This window comes from Streptomyces sp. NPDC005202 (assembly GCF_040608235.1).
Lineage (GTDB): Bacteria > Actinomycetota > Actinomycetes > Streptomycetales > Streptomycetaceae > Streptomyces.
The window spans coordinates 1-21,952 of sequence record NZ_JBEXHW010000006.1; the positions used below are offsets into that span (position 1 = coordinate 1).

The 21,952-nt window shown below is 72.9% G+C and carries 20 protein-coding genes, 6 tRNA genes and 1 pseudogene; 9 read left to right on the forward strand and 18 right to left on the reverse strand.

Annotated features, from left to right (window positions below; all coding sequences use genetic code 11):
- Positions 1–66: 66 nt before the first annotated feature.
- A tRNA-Val gene (locus ABZV31_RS12595) sits at positions 67–138 on the reverse strand.
- Positions 139–239: 101 nt separating this feature from the next.
- Positions 240–689 (reverse strand): TIGR02611 family protein, encoded by a 450-nt coding sequence (locus ABZV31_RS12600; RefSeq protein WP_355891891.1) that lies wholly within the window; start codon positions 687–689, stop codon positions 240–242.
- 191 nt (positions 690–880) lie between these two features.
- Here ABZV31_RS12600 and ABZV31_RS12605 point away from each other — a divergent pair, with 191 nt between their 5' ends.
- Both ABZV31_RS12605 and ABZV31_RS12610 read left to right on the forward strand, forming a co-directional pair.
- On the forward strand, positions 881–1,294 hold the full coding sequence (locus tag ABZV31_RS12605; RefSeq protein WP_004002642.1) for an SsgA family sporulation/cell division regulator: 414 nt from the start codon (positions 881–883) through the stop codon (positions 1,292–1,294).
- A gap of 353 nt (positions 1,295–1,647) precedes the next feature.
- Positions 1,648–2,208 carry a CGNR zinc finger domain-containing protein gene (locus ABZV31_RS12610; RefSeq protein ID WP_355891894.1) on the forward strand — a complete coding sequence of 187 codons (561 nt, stop codon included), beginning with the start codon at positions 1,648–1,650 and terminating at the stop codon, positions 2,206–2,208.
- Positions 2,209–2,287: 79 nt separating this feature from the next.
- Here the strand turns inward: ABZV31_RS12610 and ABZV31_RS12615 are convergent, their stop codons facing one another.
- Together ABZV31_RS12615 and ABZV31_RS12620 are read right to left on the reverse strand one after the other, a co-directional pair.
- A complete protein-coding gene (locus ABZV31_RS12615; RefSeq protein ID WP_355891897.1) occupies positions 2,288–2,440 on the reverse strand; it encodes a hypothetical protein in 153 nt (50 codons plus the stop codon).
- A 166-nt stretch (positions 2,441–2,606) separates the two neighbouring features.
- Entirely contained in the window at positions 2,607–3,032 is a 426-nt protein-coding gene (locus tag ABZV31_RS12620) for a hypothetical protein (RefSeq protein ID WP_355891900.1), read from the reverse strand.
- A 225-nt stretch (positions 3,033–3,257) separates the two neighbouring features.
- Between ABZV31_RS12620 and ABZV31_RS12625 the strand changes: the two genes are divergently transcribed.
- Positions 3,258–3,782, forward strand: a complete 525-nt coding sequence (locus tag ABZV31_RS12625; protein ID WP_355891903.1) for a DsbA family protein — start codon at positions 3,258–3,260, stop codon at positions 3,780–3,782.
- A gap of 31 nt (positions 3,783–3,813) precedes the next feature.
- Here ABZV31_RS12625 and ABZV31_RS12630 read toward each other — a convergent pair whose 3' ends face one another.
- The 3 genes from ABZV31_RS12630 to ABZV31_RS12640 all read right to left on the reverse strand — a co-directional run bounded on the left by ABZV31_RS12630 (position 3,814) and on the right by ABZV31_RS12640 (position 6,683).
- Positions 3,814–4,638 carry a GNAT family N-acetyltransferase gene (locus ABZV31_RS12630; RefSeq protein ID WP_355891906.1) on the reverse strand — a complete coding sequence of 275 codons (825 nt, stop codon included), beginning with the start codon at positions 4,636–4,638 and terminating at the stop codon, positions 3,814–3,816.
- 91 nt (positions 4,639–4,729) lie between these two features.
- Positions 4,730–5,551: an aminodeoxychorismate lyase gene (locus tag ABZV31_RS12635; protein ID WP_355891909.1), complete on the reverse strand. Its 822-nt coding sequence runs from the start codon at positions 5,549–5,551 to the stop codon at positions 4,730–4,732.
- 82 nt (positions 5,552–5,633) lie between these two features.
- Positions 5,634–6,683 carry a chorismate-binding protein gene (locus ABZV31_RS12640; RefSeq protein WP_355891912.1) on the reverse strand — a complete coding sequence of 350 codons (1,050 nt, stop codon included), beginning with the start codon at positions 6,681–6,683 and terminating at the stop codon, positions 5,634–5,636.
- 177 nt (positions 6,684–6,860) lie between these two features.
- Here ABZV31_RS12640 and ABZV31_RS12645 point away from each other — a divergent pair.
- The 5 genes from ABZV31_RS12645 (at position 6,861) to ABZV31_RS12665 (ending at position 7,334) form a co-directional block, all read left to right on the forward strand.
- Positions 6,861–6,933 (forward strand) — tRNA-Gly (locus ABZV31_RS12645).
- Positions 6,934–6,971: 38 nt separating this feature from the next.
- Positions 6,972–7,045, forward strand: a tRNA-Cys gene (locus ABZV31_RS12650).
- A 1-nt stretch (position 7,046) separates the two neighbouring features.
- Positions 7,047–7,118, forward strand: a tRNA-Val gene (locus tag ABZV31_RS12655).
- Positions 7,119–7,156: 38 nt separating this feature from the next.
- Positions 7,157–7,228 (forward strand) — tRNA-Val (locus tag ABZV31_RS12660).
- 34 nt (positions 7,229–7,262) lie between these two features.
- Positions 7,263–7,334 (forward strand) — tRNA-Val (locus tag ABZV31_RS12665).
- Between the two features lie 45 nt (positions 7,335–7,379).
- Here ABZV31_RS12665 and ABZV31_RS12670 read toward each other — a convergent pair.
- The 4 genes and pseudogenes from ABZV31_RS12670 to ABZV31_RS12685 form a co-directional block, all read right to left on the reverse strand.
- Positions 7,380–7,667 (reverse strand): zf-TFIIB domain-containing protein, encoded by a 288-nt coding sequence (locus ABZV31_RS12670; RefSeq protein ID WP_355891915.1) that lies wholly within the window; start codon positions 7,665–7,667, stop codon positions 7,380–7,382.
- Between the two features lie 80 nt (positions 7,668–7,747).
- Positions 7,748–8,749: a phosphotransferase gene (locus tag ABZV31_RS12675; protein ID WP_355891918.1), complete on the reverse strand. Its 1,002-nt coding sequence runs from the start codon at positions 8,747–8,749 to the stop codon at positions 7,748–7,750.
- Between the two features lie 514 nt (positions 8,750–9,263).
- Positions 9,264–9,470 carry a hypothetical protein gene (locus tag ABZV31_RS12680; RefSeq protein ID WP_355891921.1) on the reverse strand — a complete coding sequence of 69 codons (207 nt, stop codon included), beginning with the start codon at positions 9,468–9,470 and terminating at the stop codon, positions 9,264–9,266.
- A 291-nt stretch (positions 9,471–9,761) separates the two neighbouring features.
- Positions 9,762–10,006, reverse strand: a pseudogene (locus ABZV31_RS12685) (hypothetical protein); the annotation flags it as partial.
- A 196-nt stretch (positions 10,007–10,202) separates the two neighbouring features.
- On the opposite strand from ABZV31_RS12685, the gene ABZV31_RS12690 reads away from it, so the two are divergent.
- Positions 10,203–11,762, forward strand: a complete 1,560-nt coding sequence (locus tag ABZV31_RS12690) for a protein kinase (RefSeq protein ID WP_355891923.1) — start codon at positions 10,203–10,205, stop codon at positions 11,760–11,762.
- Here ABZV31_RS12690 and ABZV31_RS12695 read toward each other — a convergent pair.
- The 7 genes from ABZV31_RS12695 to ABZV31_RS12725 form a co-directional block, all read right to left on the reverse strand.
- Positions 11,752–12,141, reverse strand: coding sequence for an NUDIX domain-containing protein (locus ABZV31_RS12695; protein ID WP_355892434.1), 390 nt, complete (start codon positions 12,139–12,141; stop codon positions 11,752–11,754). The genes ABZV31_RS12690 and ABZV31_RS12695 overlap by 11 nt on opposite strands.
- A 27-nt stretch (positions 12,142–12,168) precedes the next feature.
- Positions 12,169–12,987 carry an RNA methyltransferase gene (locus ABZV31_RS12700; RefSeq protein ID WP_355891926.1) on the reverse strand — a complete coding sequence of 273 codons (819 nt, stop codon included), beginning with the start codon at positions 12,985–12,987 and terminating at the stop codon, positions 12,169–12,171.
- A gap of 64 nt (positions 12,988–13,051) precedes the next feature.
- A complete protein-coding gene (gene cobA / locus ABZV31_RS12705; protein ID WP_355891929.1) occupies positions 13,052–14,284 on the reverse strand; it encodes a uroporphyrinogen-III C-methyltransferase in 1,233 nt (410 codons plus the stop codon).
- Between the two features lie 147 nt (positions 14,285–14,431).
- The gene (gene cobT, locus ABZV31_RS12710; protein ID WP_355891932.1) at positions 14,432–18,580 is read right to left on the reverse strand and encodes a nicotinate-nucleotide--dimethylbenzimidazole phosphoribosyltransferase; all 4,149 of its coding nucleotides are present in this window, start codon (positions 18,578–18,580) and stop codon (positions 14,432–14,434) included.
- A 347-nt stretch (positions 18,581–18,927) separates the two neighbouring features.
- Positions 18,928–20,139: a precorrin-6y C5,15-methyltransferase (decarboxylating) subunit CbiE gene (gene cbiE / locus ABZV31_RS12715; RefSeq protein WP_355891935.1), complete on the reverse strand. Its 1,212-nt coding sequence runs from the start codon at positions 20,137–20,139 to the stop codon at positions 18,928–18,930.
- 124 nt (positions 20,140–20,263) lie between these two features.
- Entirely contained in the window at positions 20,264–20,902 is a 639-nt protein-coding gene (locus tag ABZV31_RS12720; RefSeq protein ID WP_355891938.1) for a GNAT family N-acetyltransferase, read from the reverse strand.
- Positions 20,903–21,111: 209 nt separating this feature from the next.
- Positions 21,112–21,945 carry a MetQ/NlpA family ABC transporter substrate-binding protein gene (locus tag ABZV31_RS12725; RefSeq protein ID WP_355891941.1) on the reverse strand — a complete coding sequence of 278 codons (834 nt, stop codon included), beginning with the start codon at positions 21,943–21,945 and terminating at the stop codon, positions 21,112–21,114.
- Positions 21,946–21,952 lie beyond the last annotated feature (7 nt).

The window sequence follows — 21,952 nt, forward strand, 5'->3', positions numbered from 1 at the left end:
TAATCTACAGATGCGCCCCGGCGGGGGCCCGCAAGCACCTAGCCGGGGCGGGCCGCCGTTGCCGGGTGGGCGATACTGGGTTCGAACCAGTGACCTCTTCGGTGTGAACGAAGCGCTCTCCCACTGAGCTAATCGCCCGGGCGCAGGAAGAACATTACCCCATGTCAGGGCGTGCCTGAGACCAGGGGCCGACGGGCATCCGCCCGCCCGGCGCCGACTCACCGGCCTCCAGGGCCGGATCACTGGTTCTTGATGTTCCAGGGCATCGCGAAGCCGAACTTCCAGACGTAGATGCCGACGAGGACCCCGACGATCACCAGGCCGACCGTCGTCAGAATGATGTTGCGGCGGCGCACCCGGGGATCGAGTGCTCGCTGGGCCTCGGTGACCTTGCGCTTGGTCCAGCGGAGCACGAGCTGGGCCCACACGAACTCGGTCGCCCAGATCGCCATGCCGCCGAAGATCACCACCCAGCCCGGGCCGGGCAGCGGGAGCATGACAATGCCGGCGGCAACGACCGCGAGCCCGATGACGAAGACGCCGACCTGCCAGCTCAGGTGCAGCACTCGGCGTGACCGGATGAATTCCGGCGCCCTCGACCCGAGCCCCCGCCGGTCCTGCGCACCGTCCGTCTTCGTCTCGCCCGAAGCCACGGCAACCTCGCCCGGCTCGTCACTCCCCGTATTCATACGACTCAACCCTACCGGAGAGAAACCAGTCACCGGAATGGCGGCACCTCACGAACAGGTTCTCGGCCGGAAGAGTTACATAAAGGCAGGCAAAACACGCAGAGGGGTTTACAACGGCACCGTAGGTGGCATGTCGATTTCGCCGACGTGCGAATCCCCGAGCGCACACTGAGCGAAAGGCCCTGGCGCTTATGAACACCACGGTCAGCTGCGAGCTGCACCTGCGCCTCGTTGTGTCGAGCGAGTCCTCCCTGCCTGTCCCCGCAGGCCTGCGGTACGACACGGCCGACCCCTACGCCGTGCACGCCACCTTCCACACCGGAGCCGAGGAGACCGTCGAGTGGGTGTTCGCCCGCGACCTCCTCGCCGAGGGGCTTCACCGTCCCACGGGCACCGGCGACGTCCGTGTCTGGCCATCGCGCAGCCATGGTCAGGGCGTCGTGTGCATCGCCCTGAGCTCACCAGAGGGCGAGGCCCTGCTCGAGGCCCCGGCGCGGGCCCTGGAGTCCTTCCTGAAGCGAACGGACGCGGCCGTGCCGCCCGGCACGGAACACCGGCACTTCGATCTGGATCAGGAGCTCTCGCACATCCTCGCGGAAAGCTAGCGGAAAGCCCGTCGAGGCCCTTCAAGCTGCCCGGCGCCGTCCACTCGGGGAGACGGCTCGGGCCAGGACAACCGCATGCAGGATGCACCGGCACCGGTCCCCCGGGGGCGGGTGCCGGTGTGCGTGTGCTCGGTCGGCGGTGAGGTGAGGTGCCCGGTGCTGCCGTGACGTATGTGACTCGCGCAGCCCGGCGCAGCGGGGTGCCTGGGCGTCGTCGGGAACCCTGGGCAGGACGGTGCCGTTCTCTCGGCAGCCGCTCGTGCGGATGAGGCCGGTTCCGTGGTCGGGTCGAGCCACTACCATCGGCCAGCATCGGCGGGCGTGTGCCCGATCCCCAGGCCAGGGAGCGAAACGTGCTGATCACCCACGACACCCGGTGCGCGCTCGACACCGTGGTGGATCTGGTGAACACCGCACCGGAGGACGACACGGCGCCGGACGGGCTGCCGGACGTCGCGGCGCTCGAGGATTTCGTACGAAAGCACGAAATCAGCGATGTCGGGGTGCTGTCCGAGTTCGATCTCTCGGCAGTGCGCAGGATCCGCGGACGGTTCGCCGGGATCTTCGCGGCTCCGGACAGCCGGACCGCCGCCGGGATGATCAACGAGCTGGTCGCCGCGGCGGGCACCACCCCTCGCCTGACGGACCACGACGGCTACGACTGGCACGTGCACTACTTCGCCCCCGGCGCCTCCGTCGCCGACCACCTCGCCGCCGACTGCGGCATGGCGCTCGCGTTCTTCGTGGTGGGCGGGGAGCGGGAACGGCTGCGGCGCTGCGAGGCACCCGACTGCCGGCGCGCCTTCGTCGACCTCTCCCGCAACCGCTCGCGGCGGTACTGCGACAGCCGTACGTGCGGCAACCGGCTGCACGTGGCCGCGTACCGGGCGCGCCGCAAGGAGGCGGCGGGCTAAGGAGGCGGCGGGCTGACACCCGGGAGCATCGGTGGTGTCGTGGTCCCCGGCGGGTGACGCCGAGGACCACGGGTACGGCTCACAGCAACAGCAGGTCGTGCAACGAAGCCATGAGCAGCAGACACCCGATCACCGCAAGGAAGATCATCAGCGGTGGCTGGGAAAGGGCGAAGAGGCACCCGCGCGGCTCGTCCTGCGGCGGCGCGGCCTCGCTCTGTGTCGTGTCCACCATCTCTCGGGCGATGATGGCGCAGCCGCCGCCCGTGGCGCGATCAACACGCGCGGAAGATGCGGGAGTTCGCCGGATTCCGTGATCTTCGGTTCGGTTCGGGCCAGGTTTTGAACACTAGAGGTCACACCCGCTGATGCTCTGTGTCGTTTCAGCCGTCGTGCGACCGTCACAGGCCGTGCTTCTTCAGGATGGCCTCGATGTCGCTGAAGTCGTCCTCGGCGCGGGGTGCGGCTGCCGGGCGGGTGGCCGGGCCCAGGGACGGCGCCGACGCCGCCGGAGCCACTGCGTCCTGCCGCTCGGCCCGGGCCGCCGCCCTGCGCTCCTTGCGCGTGCCGCCGCGGCGGCGCTCCACCGCGCATGTCGTCGCGAAGAGCACCCAGGCGCCGCCCAGCACGACGAAGCCCGCCCAGGCCGTGGGGCTGAAGGCGGTGTCGGCCAGCCAGCCGACGACCCCGGTCATCACCAGGCCGACCGGAACGAGGGAGTACGCGGCGATGCGGGTCGCCGCGAGGAAGCGCTTGCGGTAGGCCGTGACCGCGGCGACGCCCAGGCCGGCCGCGGAGACGGCGGAACAGACGGTCTCGGCAATCATCCGGTCCTCCAGGCAGGGCTCACCGGGTCAGAGGCAGTTCGTCCCTTCCATCCTGCACCCCTCCCTCCCCGGGATGCCATGCTCCGGGCGGACATCAGGGACATCTCCGGGTCGCCTCCTCCGCAGGTGCCGGTGAGTCGTTACGACGGCCGCAGCCGGTGCCTTTCACCTCCCGGGCATGATCCCGATTGGGTCGTACGGGGGCGGGGCTGGGAGACTGGGGCCATGAGCGACTCCTCCTCCGCAGCCATCGCCACCCCGGTCCTCGACGTCTGGTGCGAACTCCAGTGCCCGGACTGCCGCAGCGCGCTGGACGATCTGCGCGCCCTGCGCGACCGTTACGGCGACCGGCTGGAGCTGCGGCTGCGGCACTTCCCGCTGGAGAAGCACCAGCACGCCTTCGCCGCCGCGCAGGCCGCCGAGGAGGCCGCGGAGCAGGGACAGCTGTGGCCGTACGTGGAGGCGGTGCTCGGCCGGGTCGAGGAGCTGGACCGCAGGGGCGAAGCCTTCCTGGTCGAGGTGGCCCGTGAACTCGGGCTGGACGCCGAGGAGTTCGACACCGCGCTCATCGACGGCCGACACATCCTGATCGTCGACGCCGACCAGGCCGAGGGCAAGGCGATCGGCGTGACCGGCACCCCGACGTACGTCGTCGGCGGCGAACGCCTGGACGGCGGCAAGAGCCAGGAGGGGCTGCGCGAGCGCATCGAGGAGATCGTGGACCGGCTGCTGGCCGGGCACGGCGCCTGACCGGCCGGGGGCGCCAGCTCCTCGTCCGCCGCTACAGCAGCTCCTTGTACAGGGCGTAGAGCACGGGCCGGTAGCCGAGCGATTCGTACAGCCGCTCGGCCGGGGTGTTGCCGGCGAAGACGTTGAGGCCGAGGACGCGCTTGCCGGCGGCCACCGCCTGCGCCTCGGCCAGCAGCATCAGGGAGCGGCCGTGGCCCCGGCCGCGGAGGCTCGCGTCGGCCTCGACGTCGTAGACGAAGGCCTTGTCGTCGGTGATCGCCACCCACAGGGTGCCCACCCGGGTGCCCTCGTGCTCCAGCACGCTCAGCAGCATGCCCGGGGTCGCGGGTCCCTCGGGCAGCAGCTGGGCGTGGTCCCGCTCCGACTTGGCCCACGCCCCGTCCTCGGGCACGCCGCGATCGATCCAGCTCTGGGCGTAGGTGGCCTTGCCGTGCTCGCGCCACGGCCCGTACTCGGCCTCCGTCAGGGGCCTGCCCCGGCTGCCCTCGGGCAGTTCGGGCGGGGTGTCGCCGAGGGGCTTCTCCATGCCCCGGTTGTGCTGAACGTAGCCGAGCGCCGTGACCAGCCGGAGGGCGGCCCCGGCATCGGCGGGCACGGCGATCTCGATGCGCTTGCAGCCCCAGCCCCGCGCCACCTCCTCTGCGGCCAGCGCCGCGACCGTGCCGCGGCCCCTCCCGCGGTCCGGCTCGTCGATGTGCAGAGCGAGGATCCGGGCGACGGCGGGCCCGAAGACGGGGTGCGTCGACAGGTGTATCGCGCCGACGGGACGGCTGTTCACGCACACCTGGTAGCGGCGTGAACGCGTCCCGTCGGCGTGGTGCTGAAGCGGCTCGGCCGGCCGCAGGGTCGTGGTCATCAGGGGTGTTCTACCCGCCGTGCAGGCCCGCGTCAGCCCAATTTCCGATGCCCCTGCTTCGGATGCCCCTGGGGATCTCGGTCTCCGGCTCCTACGGATCCTGGTCGTCCCCGGAGCGCTCGTCGAAGATCCGCATCGCCTTGGCCGTCACCGGGCCGGGCGCGCCCGGCAGTTCGCGGTCGTCGACGCGGTGGACGGCCTGGACGTCGCGCAGGGTGGAGGTGAGGAAGACCTCATCCGCCCGCTGCAGGACGTCCAGCGGCAGGTCGGTCTCCTTCGCGCCCGTCCACTCGATCGCGAGCGCGCGCGTGATCCCGGCGAGGCAGCCGGAGGCGAGCGGCGGGGTGTGGATCTCGCCGTCGAGGACGACGAAGACGTTGGATCCGGTGCCCTCGCACAGCTGCCCGACCGTGTTGGCGAACAACGCCTCGGAGGCGCCCTGTTGGTGGGCGCGGGCCAGCGCGACGACGTTCTCGGCGTACGAGGTGGTCTTCAGGCCCGTCAGCGCGCCGCGCTCGTTGCGGGTCCAGGGGACCGTGATCACGGCAGTGGAGTCGGGGCGGCGGGTGGTCTCGCCGAGGGCGACGACGAGGGTCGGGCCGTGGTCGCCGCGGTCGGAGCCGAGGGGGCCGTGGCCGCCGGTGTACGTGATGCGCAGGCGGCCCAGCGGCATCGGGTTGGCCTCGAGAACGGCGGCGCAGGCGCGGCGGACCTCGTCGTGGTCGGGGTCGGGCAGGCCGAGGCCGCGGGCCGAGCGGGTCAGCCGCTCAAGGTGACGGGTGAGCGCGAACGGCTTCCCGTCGACCGCCTTCACCGTCTCGAAGATGCCGTCGCCCACGGTCAGCCCGTGGTCGAACACGGAGACGCGGGCGGCCTCGATGTCCTGCAGCCCGCCGTCGAGCCAAACCTTCACTGGTCCCTACCTCGCAAGTCTGTACCGGGTCCGTCGCATCGGCCGGGGGTCCGGGGGTTGCCCCCGGAAGCAGCACAGCACGTCAGAGTCCCTCTCCACTGTGCTCGTACGCCCCCGACGCTACCGCGAGCAGCCGGGCCGCCTTCAGTTCGGTCTCCCGCCACTCCCCCTCGGGGTCGGAACCCCAGGTGATGCCCGCGCCGGCGCCGAAGCGCAGCACCGCCGCTCGCCCTTCGGCCCGGTCGATCCAGAAGGTGCGGATGCCGACGGCCAGCTCGCCCACGCGCCGGTCGGCGTCGACCCAGCCGATGCCGCCGCAGTAGGGGCCGCGGGGAGCGGTCTCCAGGGCGTCGATGATCCGCAGGGCGCTGGACTTGGGGGCGCCGGTGATGGATCCGGCCGGGAAGGCGGCGTCGAGCAGTTCGGGCCAGCCGGCGTCGGGGCGCAGCTCGCCGCGGACCGTGGAGACGAGGTGGACCAGGCCGGGGTGCTTCTCGACGGCGCACAGGTCGGGGACGGTGACGCTGCCGGTGGTGCAGACGCGCCCGATGTCGTTGCGGACCAGGTCCACGATCATCACGTTCTCGGCGTAGTCCTTCTCCAGCAGCTCCGCCTCGGTGGGGGCCGTGCCCTTGATCGGGCCGGACTCGACGGTCCGTCCGGCACGGCGCAGGAAGAGCTCGGGGGACGCGGTGGCGATCTCCACGCCGTGCTCCGGCAGGCGGATCGTTCCTGCGTACGGCGCCGGGTTGCCGCGGGCCAGCACGGCGGTCAGGGCGTCCACGTCGGCGTCGGGCGCGACCGGCGCGGAGAGCACGCGGCAGAGGTTCACCTGGTAGACCTCGCCGGCCGCGATGTGGTCGCGGATGCGCCGCACGCCCGCCGTGTACGCGGCGCGGTCGAGGGACGACGTCCAGTCACCGGCCGCCGGTCCCCGCCACCTCCCCGGCGCGGGGGCGGGCACGGGCTCCTCCCGTACGTCCCGGAAGCGGGCGCAGGTCAGGCGGCCCTCGTAGTCGGCGGCGACTGCCCAGAAGCCGGTGGAGTCGAGGGCCGCGGGGTCACCGGTGACGTCGAGGAGGCCGGTGGCGACGCGGTCGCCGAAGCGGGCGAGAGCGGGGAGGTCGAGCACGCAGTCGAGTCTATGGCGGGTGTCCTGCGGGTGGCCCGGGCGTGTCCTCTCGGGTGCCTGACCAGGTCGTCGAGTGGACGTAGCGCAGCACGCTGCACAAACGCGTTTTTGTACTGGCCCCGGAATCCGCTAGAGTTCAACACGTCGCCGGGACGCGCAAGCGGACCGAAACGACAGGCGGACGTAGCTCAGTTGGTAGAGCGCAACCTTGCCAAGGTTGAGGTCGCGAGTTCGAGCCTCGTCGTCCGCTCGAAGGAAGAGGGGGATCTCGCAATCCCCTGCACTCCTGGTGGAGTGGCCGAGAGGCGAGGCAACGGCCTGCAAAGCCGTCTACACGGGTTCAAATCCCGTCTCCACCTCCAAGGACGATTAGCTCAGCGGGAGAGCGCTTCCCTGACACGGAAGAGGTCACTGGTTCAATCCCAGTATCGTCCACTGGACCTCCGGGTCCCTTACGGATCTTCGGATCCCCCGCGCGATTAGCTCAGCGGGAGAGCGCTTCCCTGACACGGAAGAGGTCACTGGTTCAATCCCAGTATCGCGCACGCAGTGCCCGTGATCTTCGGATCGCGGTCCCGAGGACGATTAGCTCAGCGGGAGAGCGCTTCCCTGACACGGAAGAGGTCACTGGTTCAATCCCAGTATCGTCCACACAGCGAAGCCCCCGGCCGTGCGGCCGGGGGCTTCTTCGTGGGCTCAGCTGGAGAACAGCATGTGGCCGAAGCTCTTGTGGCGGTGGCCGTAGTGACCGTGGCTTCCGTGGTGGCCGCCGTGCGGGGCGCCCCAGGCGGGGGCGGGCGGCGCCGGGTAGGCCTGCGGGGCGGGCGCGGGCGGCGCGGGCTGGGACCACTGGGCCTCCAGGCGGGTCAGCGCCTCCAGCTCGCCGTAGTCGAGAAAGATGCCGCGGCAGCCGCTGCACTGCTCAATCTGGACGCCGTTGCGGTTGTACGTGTGCATCGGCGCGTGGCACTTCGGACACTGCATGGTCGGCTCAACTCCTCGCCGGTCGGTCCTGCTTCGGGTATCGCCAGGACAGACTCTGTCCGGCTGCGGTCGGTTGCACCCTACTTCGGCAGGCCGTGAATCAACTCCGGGGGAACCCGGCTCATTCGGTCGCAGGCGTCCACGACGGCCTGTTCGACTTCATCGAGCGGGCGGTCCGCCGCGGTCGCCTTGGCGACGGCCAGGGCGGCGGTCTGCACGGTGAGGGCGCGGGCCGGGACATCCAGGGCGGGCCACGGGTCACCGTCCGCGGGGACGGCCGGGCCGGCGGCCGCGCGGTAGGCGGTCAGGAACCGGGTCCACTCGTCGGGCGGGAGCAGACCGCACGCGAACCAGGCCGCCGGGCGGGCCAGGTCCCACGCCGGGACGCCGGTGCCGAGGTCGTCGACGTCGATGAGCAGCCAGGGGCCGTCGGGTGCCGGGTGACGGACAAGCTGGCCGAGGTGGAGGTCGCCGTGGCACAGGGTGGCGGAGTCCGGCATGGGGGCATCCGCCCGGGCCCAGGCGGGGAGGGTGGTCCAAGCGCGCAGGACGGGGGGTGCGGCGGGGTGCGCGGGCGCGACGGCACGGAGGCGGGCGATGGCGCGGGCGGCCTTGGCGGGGCCGCGCATGGAGGGCAGGGCGGTGGGTGCCGCCGGGCCGGAGTCCCGCGTGGAAGGCGGGGAAGGCGGGGCCGGGAGGGCTGCGTGGGCCGGGGTGCGGTGCAGGTGGGCGAGGAGGGTGGCGGCGGCTTCCCAGGGGGCGGCGTCCGGGGTGTCCGGGTCGACGGGGGTGCCGTACGGCCAGAGCGTGACGAGGCGGCCGTGGAGGTCGACGGGGGTCGTGCTCAGTGGGGGCAGCAGTATGCCGGAGAGGTGGGCGGCCGTGGCGAGGCGGAGGCTCAGCTCGGTGGGGTCGGTGTCCGAGGCGTGGGCCTTCGCCACGATGTTCGCGTGGCGGACCACAGTGGCGTCGGGGCGGTCGGCGAGCGTGACGGTTGCTCCGCAGGTGCAGGTGTCGAGGGACGGGTGCGCCGCGATTCCGGCACGGGCGGTCAGCTCGGGCAGCAGAGGGTTGGCGGTCACAGATTCCCCCCGGGTGCGGATGCTCTGGCGGCGAGGGTACGTGGGTGAGCCGGACGCGGGCTGAGGGGTTGCCCGGCGCCGGTGCGGGCGGGCGGGTCGGCGAGCCCGGCACCGGCGGGGTGCCTCCGCCCAAGCTCCCCCCAAGCTCCCCCCAAGCTCTTCGAGCAGGGGGCACCCCCGGCGCCCACCCGTGCCGCCCGCTGGGGATGGCCCCAGGCCGTCAAGGCACTGGGGGAGGCACGACTGCCCGCAGCTACGCACGCTCGACAGGCTGCGCCCCAAGTCCTCGGGCACTCCAACGCCCTCATGGGACCGCAACCATCAATTGAGGAACCCCCACGGCGAGCAACCACCTCCGCGAGAGCGCGCGCCGGATCAGACGCAAAAAAGGGCAATGCCGGCGCAGCTCCCCAGCTGCGCCGACATTTGTGCCGTCCGCCGTACCCCCGTCCCCACGGGGTTTCATGGGTGGATGTCCCCGCCCGGACCGCTCTTCCGGGCCTGGGGTCGCCGCTCAGCGCCCCAGCATCACGCCCACGGACGACGCCTGTGTGGCCACTGTCTCCCAGCCGTCGAAGACGAGCAGGAGCAGGACCGCCAGGGGAAGGGCCATCAGCGTCGCCACCAGGGGGTGGCGGCGGCCCTGACGGCGGGGGCGGAACGCGGCGTACACCCTGCGTCCCTCCGTGCGGAGCAGCGTCCGCGGTGCCGTGTGGGCCATGGTCCCTCTCCTGACCGCTCTCAGTTGTCGTTGGCAGCGGCGGGTGTCTGACCTCGGGGGACGAGTGCTGCACCCGCCGCTTGACCTCAAATCTAGGCGCGCGGCGCCCGCCGGGCGTCATGCCCTCGTACCGATTGGCGGGCCTCCCGGAGGATGAGCCGTGACCTGGGGAGTACTCCCCTGGGTGGAGACGACGGCCCGGGTCTCGGGGTCTTCCCTGAAGGGGTGCCCGTAGTGCCCCGGCTTTTCCGAGCCGTCCTCCCGGGGCACCGGCTGCTCGACCAGCGCCAGGACCCGGCTCGCCATGAACCGGGCCGTACGGACGACGGATCCTCCCCCCACTGCCCGAACGGCGTGGAGGGACCCCCACCGCGAAGTCACGTACTGGGGGACCCCCATCGCGTGACTTCGCTCACTTCCACGAGACCCCGGCGCACGGCCGGCTCCACCCGGCGGGCCGCCCTGCTCGCCACCACCTCGTACGTGCGCGTCGCGTCCCCTGCGTCCACGACCATCACCACGCCATCACCCTTCACGGGTTCAATCCCCCTTCCACGACGGGTGGTTGGGATCACAGGCAGCCCAAAGCCGTTCTGTCCACAGGCTCCCTGACCCTCTTTCAATTTCCCCACCCGGCACTGACAATCGATCAGGTCGAGAGGGCGCGGCCTCTGCGCGCCGACGGCCCTGGAAACGTAAGCTGTGGCTCGTCACAGGGACCGGGCAGCGGGGATGAACATGGCGATGATGCGCCTGAGGCGCGAGGACCCGCGCGTCGTCGGCTCGTTCAGGCTTCACCGACGGCTCGGCGCGGGCGGAATGGGCGTGGTCTACCTCGGCTCCGACCGGAAGGGCCAACGGGTCGCACTGAAGGTCATCCGGCCGGATCTGGCGGAGGATCAGGAGTTCCGCTCCCGCTTCGCGCGCGAGGTCTCGGCGGCCCGGCGGATCAGGGGCGGGTGCACGGCGCGCCTGGTGGCGGCGGACCTGGAGGCGGACCGGCCGTGGTTCGCCACGCAGTACGTGCCCGGACCCTCCCTGCACGACAAGGTGGCCGACGAGGGTCCGCTGAGCGCGGCGGAGGTGGCGGCGATCGGGGCCGCCCTGTCCGAAGGGCTGGTCGCCGTGCACGAGGCCGGGGTCGTGCACCGGGACCTGAAGCCGTCGAACATCCTGCTGTCCCCCAAGGGACCGCGGATCATCGACTTCGGCATCGCCTGGGCGACCGGCGCCTCGACGCTCACCCACGTCGGCACCGCGGTCGGCTCGCCCGGCTTCCTCGCCCCGGAGCAGGTGCGCGGCGCCGCCGTCACCCCGGCCACCGACGTGTTCTCGCTGGGGGCGACCCTGGCGTACGCGTCGACGGGCGACTCCCCGTTCGGGCAGGGCAGTTCCGAGGTGATGCTGTACCGCGTGGTCCACGAGGAGCCCCAGCTGCACGGCGTACCGGACGCACTGGCTCCGCTCGTGCGGGCCTGTCTGGCGAAGGACCCCGAGGAGCGGCCCAGCACGCTGCAGCTGTCGCTGCGGCTGAAGGAGATCGCGGCGCGGGAGGCGCAGGGCCTGGGCGACGTGCGTCCGCCCGCACCGCGCGCCGCCGAGGCGGACCGGCCGACCGGGCGGCTCGCCGACACCTACCCGGACCAGCAGCGCGGCACGTACCCGGACCAGCAGCGCGCGAGCTATCCGGACCAGCAGCGCGCGAGCTATCCGGACCAGCAGCGGGCCACCTATCCGGAGCAACAGCGGGCCCAGCGGCGTCCGCAGGGCTCCCCCGGTACTCCCGCCCCGCGTGGCGCCACACCTGCTGCGCGGGGCGGCACGCCGTCACGGACGGGCGGCACGCCCCGGGGCGGCAGCGCTCCGCGCGGGGGCGGTGCGTCTCCGCGGACCGGCGGTACGCGGCCGACGCCGACGTCCCGGAACGGTACCCGCCCGGGCAGCGGCGGCCGTCCCGTTCCGCGCGGCGGCACCGGGCGGCCGGGGCCGCGCGGCACGATGACCGGGCGGCGGCCCGCCAACCCTCGGCTGCTGCGCCAGCGGCTGTTCGTGTTCGTCGTGGTGACGCTGCTGGTCGCGCTCGGCATCGCGGCGGCGCAGGGCTGCCAGGGGCCGGCGCGGGGCCTCGACGGCGACGGGAGCGGCACACGGGTGCAGCGGGGGCACCTCCGGCCGGAGCGGCGAGACGCCCGGCCGGACCATCCGACGCCGGACGCGTCGCCGGGCCATCCGACCCTGGACGCGCGGCTGTTGTCCCCTCGGCACGAGTCGGTCCCCGACGTCAGGGCGTAGCGCGCCGCAACCCCGGCAGGATGCGCTCGAAGAACTCACGGTCGCCGTCGAAGACGGGGTCCAGAGCCAGGAACTCCTCCGGCGTGACCCAGCGGGCCTCTGCGACCTCGCCCGGGCCGGGGACCACCCCGGCGGGGCCGGGCTCGGCAGTCCACCAGTGCAGGCGGAGGGTGCCGTCGTCGGTCTGCGACTCCCAGACCTTCGCCGGCGGGGTGGCGTCCAGGCGGACGTCCTCGCGGATCTCCCGGACCAGCGCCTCCCGCCGGCTCTCGCCCGGTTCGACCTTGCCGCTGAGCGGTGCCCAGTGGCCGGGGCGGCGGGCGGCGGGGCCGCGGCGGATCACGAGCGCGCGGTCACCGCGCAGGAGGACGGCGACGATCGCCCCGCGCTGCGTTACCCCGTGCTCCTAGGGCTGCGGGCGGCCCGTTGCCACCGAGTAGAAGGCGACGGCGGCCGCGGCGCCCACATTGAGCGAGTCGACGCCGTGGGACATGGGGATGCGCACCCACTCGTCGGCGGCCACCAGGGCCTGGGTGGACAGGCCGTCACCCTCGGCGCCGAGCATCAGGGCGACCCGGTCCATGGTGTGCGGGGCGGCCTCGTCGAGGGTCTTGGCCTTCTCGTCCGGGGTGAGGGCGAGGAGCGTGAAGCCGGCCTCGCGGACCGACTCCAGCCCCTTGGGCCAGGTGTCGAGGCGGGCGTACGGCACGGAGAAGACCGCGCCCATCGAGACCTTGACGCTGCGTCGGTAGAGCGGGTCGGCGCAGTCCGGGGAGAGGAGGACCGCGTCCATGCCGAGCGCCGCGGCGGAACGGAAGATGGCGCCGATGTTGGTGTGGTCGTTGACCGACTCCATGACCGCGACCCGGCGGGCCGTCCGGAGCAGCTCGGCCGCCGTGGGCAGCGGTTTGCGCTGCATGGAGGCGAGCGCGCCGCGGTGCACGTGGTAGCCGGTGACCTGCTCGGCGACCTCCGGGCTGACCGCGTACACCGGGGCCGGGAGCTCGTCGATGACGTCGCGCATGACGTCGACCCACTTGGCGGACAGGAGCATCGAGCGCATCTCGTACCCGGCGTCCTTGGCCCGGCGGATGACCTTCTCGCCCTCGGCGATGAACAGGCCCTCGGCGGGTTCGCGCTTGCGGCGCAGCTCGACGTCGGTCAGGCCCGTGTAGTCGCGCAGGCGCGGGTCGTCGGGGTCCTCAACGGTGATGAGATCGGCCACAGGGTGATACTGCCTTGTCCTGGGTACGGTGCCAACGGCTCGGAACGGGTCGGGTTACCCGGGGTTACCCGGAGGCCCGTGGGCCCACCGTGACGACCTCGCCGATGACGATGACGGCCGGCGGCTTCACGTCCTCGGTGCGGACCGTCTCGGCGACCGTCGCCAGGGTCGCGTCGACGCGGCGCTGGGCGGCCGTCGTGCCCTCCTGGACCAGGGCGACCGGGGTGTCCGGGGACTTGCCGTGCGCCACGAGCGTCTCGGCGATCTTCCCGACCTTGTCGACGCCCATGAGGATCACGAGCGTCCCGGTGAGCCGGGCCAGGCTCGGCCAGTCGACGAGGGAGCGCTTGTCGTCCGGGGCGACATGGCCGCTGACCACCGTGAACTCGTGGGCCACTCCCCGGTGGGTGACCGGGATGCCCGCCGCGCCCGGGACCGAGATGGAGCTGGAGATGCCAGGGACGACCGTGCACGGAATGCCGGCCTCGGCAAGCGCCTGGACCTCCTCCATGCCGCGGCCGAAGACGAAGGGGTCGCCGCCCTTGAGCCGTACGACCGACTTACCCTGCTTGGCGTGCTCGATGAGGGCGTTGTTGATGGCCTCCTGGGCCATGTAGCGGCCGTAGGGGATCTTCGCCGCGTCGATCACCTCGACGTGCGGCGGGAGTTCGGCGAGCAGGTCGCGCGGGCCGAGGCGGTCGGCGATGACGACGTCGGCCTCGGCGAGCAGGCGGCGGCCGCGGACCGTGATCAGGTCCGGGTCGCCGGGGCCGCCGCCTACCAAGGCGACGCCGGGGGTGCGGGTGCGGTGGTGCGGGGCGACAAGAGTGCCGTCGCGCAGGCCCTCCACGACCGCGTCGCGGATGGCGGCGGTGTGGCGGGGGTCGCGGCCCTTGGCGTCCGTCGTGAGGACGGCGACCGTGACGCCCTCACTGTGGCCGGTCGCCGGGGTCCAGGCGGTCGCCGCGTCGGCGTCGTCGGAGCGGACGCACCACACGCGGTGGCGCTCCGCTTCGGCGGAGGCGGCGGCGTTCGCCTCGGGATCGCTGGTGGCGATCAGGGCGTACCAGGCGTCCGCGAGGTCGCCGTCCTCGTACGGCCGCTGCTTCCAAGTGATTTCGCCCGCGTCCGCCATGGCCTCGACCGAGGGGGTCGCGTCAGGCGATACGAGGACGACGTCCGCGCCCGCCGCGATGAGCGCCGGGAGGCGGCGCTGGGCGACCTGACCGCCGCCGAGGACGACCACGCGACGGCCAAAGAGGCGGAGGCCTACGGGGTAGGCGGGGTGTTCGGCCATGTGAGGTGCGGCTCCTCGTCCAGGCGGTACGAATGGGCGCTACGGCTCTGGAGCAGCCCTGAACGTGCGGATTTTAGAGGTGGGTTCAGCGTACGGCGGGGCCGGGGGGCGCGCAGGAGCGCATCCCCGCCGACCCCGGCCCCGGCCTTACTTCTCGGTGATGCCCGCCGAGTCGAACGTCGCCACCTCGTGCATGGCTCTCGCCGTGCTCTGGACCAGCGGCAGGGCCAGCAGCGCGCCCGTGCCCTCACCCAGGCGCAGGTCCAGGTCCACCAGCGGGCGCAGGCCCAGCTTGTTGAGCGCGGCCACGTGGCCCGGCTCGGCGCTGCGGTGGCCCGCGATGCAGGCCGCGAGCACCTCGGGGGCGATCGCGCGGGCGACCAGCGCGGCGGCGCCGGCGCTGACGCCGTCCAGGATCACCGGCGTCCGCAGGGAGGCGCCGCCGAGGAGGAGGCCGACCATCGCCGCGTGCTCGAAGCCGCCGATCGCGGCGAGGACGCCGATGGGGTCGGCCGGGTCCGGCTGGTGCAGCTCGAGCGCGCGGCGGACCACCTCGGTCTTGCGGGCCAGCGTCTCGTCGTTGATGCCCGTGCCCCGGCCGGTGACCTCGGCAGGGTCCGCGCCGGTGAAGACCGAGATCAGGGCCGCGGACGCCGTGGTGTTCGCGATGCCCATCTCGCCGGTGAGCAGCGCCTTGTTGCCGGCCGCCACCAGATCGCGGGCGGTCTCGATGCCGACCTCGATGGCCTTCTTGGCCTCCTCGCGGGTCATCGCAGGACCGGTGGTCATGTCGGACGTGCCCGCGCGGACCTTGCGGGGCAGCAGGCCGGGCGTGGCGGGCAGGTCGGAGGCGACGCCCACGTCGACGACGCAGACCTCGGCGCCCACCTGGCCCGCGAAGGCGTTGCAGACCGCTCCCCCGCCGAGGAAGTTGGCCACCATCTGGGCGGTGACCTCCTGCGGCCAGGGGGTGACGCCCTGGGCGTGCACACCGTGGTCGCCGGCGAAGATCGCGACGGCCGCAGGCTCCGGGATCGGGGGCGGGCACTGGCGGGACAGGCCGGACAGCTGCGCGGAGATGATCTCCAGCATGCCGAGCGCGCCCGCGGGCTTGGTCATGCGCTTCTGCCGCTCCCAGGCCTCGCCCAGCGCCTTGGCGTCCAGCGGGCGGATCTGCGCGACGGTCTCGGCGAGCAGGTCGTGGGGCTCCTCTCCGGGCAGCGCGCGACGACCGTACGTCTCCTCGTGCACGACCCAGGACAGCGGGCGGCGCTTGGACCAGCCGGCCTGCATCAGCTCGGGCTCGTCCGGGAACTCGTCGACGTACCCGACGCACAGGTAGGCGACGACCTCCAGGTGTTCGGGCAGGCCGAGGGCGCGGACCATCTCGCGTTCGTCGAAGAAGCTGACCCAGCCGACGCCGAGGCCCTCGGCGCGGGCGGCGAGCCAGAGGTTCTCGACCGCGAGCGCGGAGGAGTACGGCGCCATCTGCGGCTGCGTGTGGCGGCCCAGGGTGTGGCGGCCACCGCGGGTCGGGTCGGCGGTGACGACGATGTTCACCGGGGTGTCGAGGATGGCCTCGATCTTCAGTTCCTTGAACTGCTTCGCCCGGCCCTTGGGCAGCGACTTGGCGTACGCCTCGCGCTGGCGCATGGCCAGTTCGTGCATCGCGCGCCGGGTCTCCGCGGAGCGGATGACGACGAAGTCCCAGGGCTGGGAGTGGCCGACGGACGGCGCCGTGTGCGCCGCTTCCAGGACGCGGAGCAGCACCTCGTGCGGGATCGGGTCGCTGCGGAAGCCGTTGCGGATGTCGCGGCGCTCGCGCATCACCTTGAGCACGGCCTCGCGCTCGGCCTCGTCGTAGCCGGGCGCGGCCGGACCGGTGGACTGTTGTGCTTCTGCCACTGCGGCCGTGCTCTCTTCCTGTTCGGCGCCCTGGGTGTCCAGGTCGTCCGCGTTCTGTACGACTTCGGGTTCGAGCTCCTCGCCGGGCGCGGCGGGAGCGGTGTCGCCCCCGCGGGGGGCGGGGACCGTGACGAGGGGTTCCTGCGGGGCCGCGGAGAACTCGGGGGTCTCTCCGGCGAGTTGCTCCGCCGGCAGGCTCAGCGGCTGGGGTGGCGTCGGGGCCAGGTGCGGGGTGGTCGGCACCGAGCCCTCGACCGGCACGAACCGGCCCAGGGGCTGACCGGGCTCGGGCTCCAGGGTGGCTCCGCCCGGCAGGGGGGTGCCCTGGTTGTGCTCGCCCGGCGTCTCGCCCGCCGAAGCCACTGCTCCGGGTGCCTCGGCTCCGGCCGCCAGGCCGACCGGCTCGGCGGCGCCCGGCTCGGCGGCGCCCGGTTCGGCCGCCTGGGCGTGCGGGTCCGCCGGTGCGGTGGGCTGCTGGACCGCGGGGGCCTCCTGGACGTGCGCGGCGTCCGCCGGGAGCGCAGTCTGCGTCCCGTCGGCGTGCTGCGGGACCTCGGGGGCGGACGTCGCGTCGGCGGTGGGGACCTCGGCGGTGACCGGCGTGGGGGCGGTGTCGGGGGCGGACTGCTGTGCGGCCTGCGCGTTCGGGTCCGCGTCGGCCGGGGCGACGAGGCCGGACGCCTGCGGGACGCCCGGAATGTGGGCTGCAGGGTCCGGGATGTGAGCCGCCGGGGCGGCGGTGGACTCGGGCGCGTCCGCGCTGTGCGCGGCGGATTCCGTGCCGCCCTGCGGCGGAGCAGGGGTCGCCTCGCCCTGCGTCGGAGCAAGGGCCGCCGCTGCCTCCTGGGCGGGGTGTTCCCCCTCCCCAGCAGCCTGCCCGAGCTGCGCGTCCGGCGCCGGCTGCGGCGCCTCGGCGGGGTGCTCGGCGTGCGCGACCGGGTGAGCTGCCTCGGCCGTGAGGGGTGAGGCGGCGCCCGCGACGGGGAGCTCGTTGCCGTCGGCCAGGATCGGGATGGCGTCGGCCGGAGTCGCGGACCGGGGGGCGTCCGCAGCCCCGGGGAAGGACACGGCCTCGGGCACCCCCGGGGCAGGGGCAGCGGCGGAAACGTCGGGAACCTGCGCCGCGTCGAACCCGGGCACGGCCTCCGGCACCGGGGCGGCCTCGGTGGCGTGGTGGGCGTCGTGCACCTGCACGGCCTCGGGAGCCTGGCCGGTCTCGGCAGCCTGGGCGGCCTCCGGGCCCTGGCCCGTCCCGGCAGCGTGGGTCACCTCAGGGGCCTGCCCGGCTTGCGGGACGTGCACGGCCTCGAGCACCTGGCCGGTCTCGGCAGCCTGGGCGGCCTCCGGGCCCTGGCCCGTCCCGGCAGCGTGGGTCACCTCAGGGGCCTGCCCGGCCTGCGGGACGTACGCGGCTTCGGAGCCGTTCGCGGCATACGCATCCTCGGTCGCCCCCTCGGGGGCGTACCCGGCCTCGGGGCCCTGTCCGCCCACAGGAGCGGAGGCGCCCTCCGGGCCCTGCCCGGTCTCCGTGGCCTGCCCGGCCTCCGCCGCCTGCCCGGTCTGGCCGCCGTCCGGGCCCTGCCCGGCCTGCGCACCGTCCTGCCCGTGTGGGCCCTGGCCGTCGCCCGGCCCGTACGCGGCCTGGGCGCCGTCCTGCCCGCCCGGACCCTGCGCACCGTCCTGGCCCTGCGGCGCCTGCCCGGCGTCCGAAGCGTACGAGGCGGCGGGAGCGGCAGGAGCGGCACCGCCGGCCTGGGCCGCGAGCCGTGCCACGGCGGCCTGAGCCGCACCCCCCGGCTCCGCACCCGGAACAACCGTTTCGGCAGCCGGCGCCCCCGCGCCCACCGGCGTCGGCGGGGCCGCCACCGCCGCCTGGGCCTGGGCTCCCCACGGGGCCGCGCCCTGCGGGGCCATCTCGCGCAGCTGCGGAACATCGAGGTACTCGGGGCCGGTCGTCGGCGGCCCGGACTGCCGTACCGGCGCGCCCGCGGGGCCGCGGTCGGCCAGGGACCGGACCGGGCTCGCGGAGGTGTCGGGCACCGGCGGGCCGAGGTGCAGCGGCCGGCGCGGGGGCGTCGGCGCGGCGGGCATGGCGGGCGGCGTGGGTGTCGGGTTCGGGTGCCGGACGGCGCCGAGGTCGACGGAGCCGCTGTCGCGGCCGGACGTCTCGTGCGGACCCGGCTCGTGGACGGCCTCGACGATCGGCTCCGGGGCCGGTGGGGGCACTTCGTTGCCCCACGCGCCCTGGGAGCCCGGCAGCAGCAGGTCTTCGTCCTCGGCGGGGGTCTCGGAGAGGTAGGTGTACGCGCCGTGCGCGGGGACGCCCGGCTGCTCCACCATGCCTGCGTTCTCCGGCAGTCCCTCGCCCGGGACCTGGCCGGTGTCGGTCATGCGTACCCCTCGCCCATCGGTTTAGTGCTTCTACGACCAGCTCACCCGGAGCGGCGCACCGACCGCCCCGCAGTGAAGAACGAGCGTCCGTGCCCAGCGGCACGAACGACCCGCCCATAAAAGGCGACAAAGCCATTGAGTGGCATTGTCGCGGTCGTTCCGCCGCCGCGACAGCTTGATCCGCGACGGTCCGCTGTGGACTGCGCCACGTTGCGCGTACTCCGGTTCTGCCGTACCACACCCACCCCAAAACGGGCGTGTTTTCCGGACATTGACCGACCAAGCGCCGGGTGCCCGAGTGGGGTACGACGATCGGCCAGCCTACCGCGCGCAGTACGACAACAGGATCACGGGGCCCGCTCGGGCAGGACACCGCTGAGCAGGAACGCGACGCTCCGCTCCTTCTCCGTCCAGGCGCGGGTGTCGAGTTCGACGGACTGCAGCAGGGCGCATTCGACCAGGTAGCCGTGCTCGGAGAGGTCGCGGCCGACGAGTTCGGCCGCGTCGCGGGTCGCCGCATGCGTGACGATGCGCTGCGGGCGCCGGTCGGCGACCGCGGAGACCACGGCCGCTCCCCCGCCGCCGACGCGGACGACGTCCGGTTCGGGAAGGTTCTCCAGGATGTGCGGGGCGGTGCCGTGCACCACTTGCAGCTGGACGCCGAAGCGGCGCGCGGCCGACTCGGTGCGGGCGCAGGCCTCGAGGTCGCGGTCGACGGCGATGACGGCGGCGCCGCCGCGGGCGGCCTCGGTGGCGAAGGCGCCGCTGCCGCAGCCGATGTCCCACACGAGGTCGCCGACGCGCGGTCCGAGGCGGGCGAGTTGGGCGGCCCGGAGCAGATCAGTTTCGCCTTCGCCGAGTTCGCCGCCGTAGGCCTCGGCGGGTTGCGTCCAGCCGCGCGGCCCGGCGCCCGGGTCGCGTCCGGCGATCCAGCCGCCACCCTCGCCGGCGCCGGCCGGGCCGCCGATGACGATGACGACGTTCGGGTCGCGCCAGGTGTGGTCGGCGGCCTTGTCGGAGGTGACGACGGTGACCTGTTCGCGCTCGGTGCCCAGCTCCTCGCAGATGACGAAGGTGCGGTGGATCCCGTCGAGGAGCAGGCCGAGCTCGGCGGGTCCGGCGCCGGGGGCGGTCAGGACGGCGACTTTGGTGTGGGCGCGGCACACGTTCACCGCGCGTCGCAGGGTGCGCGGATGTGCGACGACCACGTGGGCGTCGTCCCAGGGCATCCCGGCGCGGGCGAAGGCGGCGGCCACGGAGGAGACGGCGGGGACGACCTCGACCTCGAGGCCGAACTCGGGTGCGCGCAGGGTCCGTACGACGCCGAAGAAGCCCGGGTCGCCGTCGGCGAGCACCACGGCGGTGCCGCGGTGGGCGGCGATGCGGCGCGCGGCGAGGGCAACGCTGCCGAGGCGGATGCGCTCGGCCGTGCGGGGCACCTCGGGCAGCGCCAGGTGGTGGGCGGCGCCCGCCACGAGGGTGGCGGCGCCGAGGGCGGCACGCGCCGCGTCGGTCAGCGGCGCACCGTCCCAGCCGATCACCGTGACCCGGTCGGCCATCGTCGTTCAGTCTCCAGGGGTTTTCGCAGGTCGTCAGGGGGCAGCTTGCACGCGGGCCCCGTGAGGGTACCTGGTCGAGCTGTACGGCACCGTGAGCGCGGGGTACGCGTCGGTTCGGCTTCCGTCAGTTCCAGTCGGAGAATGACGTGAAACCACCCGTGTCCGCCAGCTGCTCGCCCACGCCCTCCAGGTCCTCGGGAAGCAGACTCCAGATGATGAGGTCGGTGCGGACGTCGGTCCACTCGCCGTTCTGGCCTCTGGCGCGCGCTATCCAGGCGCCGCGCAGGACTCCCTCGCTGATGCAGCCGATCTTCTGCGCGACCTGCTGGGAGGCGGTGTTGTCGGCGGCGGTCCGCAGCTCCAGGCGCTCGAACTTCTGGTCGTGGAAGACCCACTGCGCGGTGGCGAGGGCCGCCTCGGAGGCGTAGCCCTCGCCGCGCGCCCAGGGGGCGATGACGTAGGCGATCTCCGTGGAGCGCACCCGCCAGTCGGTGTTCCTCAGGTGGACCGTGCCGACCAGGCGCTGGGTGAGGAACTCGGTGACGGCGAAGACGATGCCGCGGCCCTCGGCGCGTTCGGCGGGGGCGCATTCGGTGATCCAGGCGCGGGCGTCGGCCTCGGTGTAGGGCTGGGGCACGGAGGTCCAGGCGGTGACGAGCTCGTCGTTCATCATCTCGGCGAACGCCTCGATGTCCGACTCCTCGAAGGGGCGCAGTACCAACCGCTCCGTGCTGATGGAGACGTTGGGGAAGGTGCTAGTCATGCGCCGCTCCGTAACCTTCGGAAACCTTCAGGGCCTGCTGAACTGCCCAGCATGCAGCATGAAAGCACTGAACCGCACTACGGGGTCCTCCCCCACTGCCTGAAGGGCGTGGGGGTACCCCCCACCCGGTGAGGGAGCGGACCCCGTGCGTGGCGCGATACGCGGTATAAGCGACGTCAGCTGTAGGGCCTGTACGGACCGTACACGGATCAGAACGACGGGATGACCGAGCCGGCGTACTTGTCCTCGATGAACTTCTTGACCTCGGGCGAGGTGAGGAGCTTGGCCAGCTTCTGCACGCGCGGGTCCTTCTCGTTGCCCTTCTTCACCGCGAGGAAGTTGCCGTACGGGTTGTTCTTCGCCGACTCCAGGACGAGGGCGTCCTTGGCGGGCTTCAGGCCCGAGGAGAGGGCGTAGTTGCCGTTGATGACCGCGGCGTCCACGTCGTCCAGGGAGCGCGGGGTCTGGGCCGCCTCCAGCTCCTTGAACTTGAGATTCTTCGGGTTCTTGGCGATGTCCTGGGGGGTCGCTTCGCTGCCCACGCCGCTCTTGAGCGTGATCAGCCCGTTGGCGTCGAGCAGCTTGAGCGCGCGCGCCTCGTTGACGGTGTCGTTCGGGATCGCGACGGTCGCACCGCTCTTCAGTTCGTCGGCCTTCTTGACCTTGTGGGAGTACAGGCCGAGCGGCTCCAGGTGAACCGTGACGACGGGCACGATGTGGGTGCCGTTCTTCTTGTTGAAGTCGTCGAGGTACGGCTGGTTCTGGAAGTAGTTGGCACCGACGGACCCGTCCTCGGTCGCCGTGTTCGGCGTGACGTAGTCGGTGAACTCCTTGACCTCCAGGTCGAGGCCCGCCTTCTTCGCCAGGTTCTTCTTCACGAAGTTGAGGATCTCGGCGTGCGGAGTGGGGCTCGCGGCGACGACCAGCGGGCCGCTGGAGGCGGAGGAGGCGGAGGAGCTCTTGTCCGAGCCGCAGGCGGAGAGTCCGAGGGTGAGGGCTCCGGCGGCGAGGACAGCAGTGGTGATCTTGGCAGTGTTACGCACGAAAAGT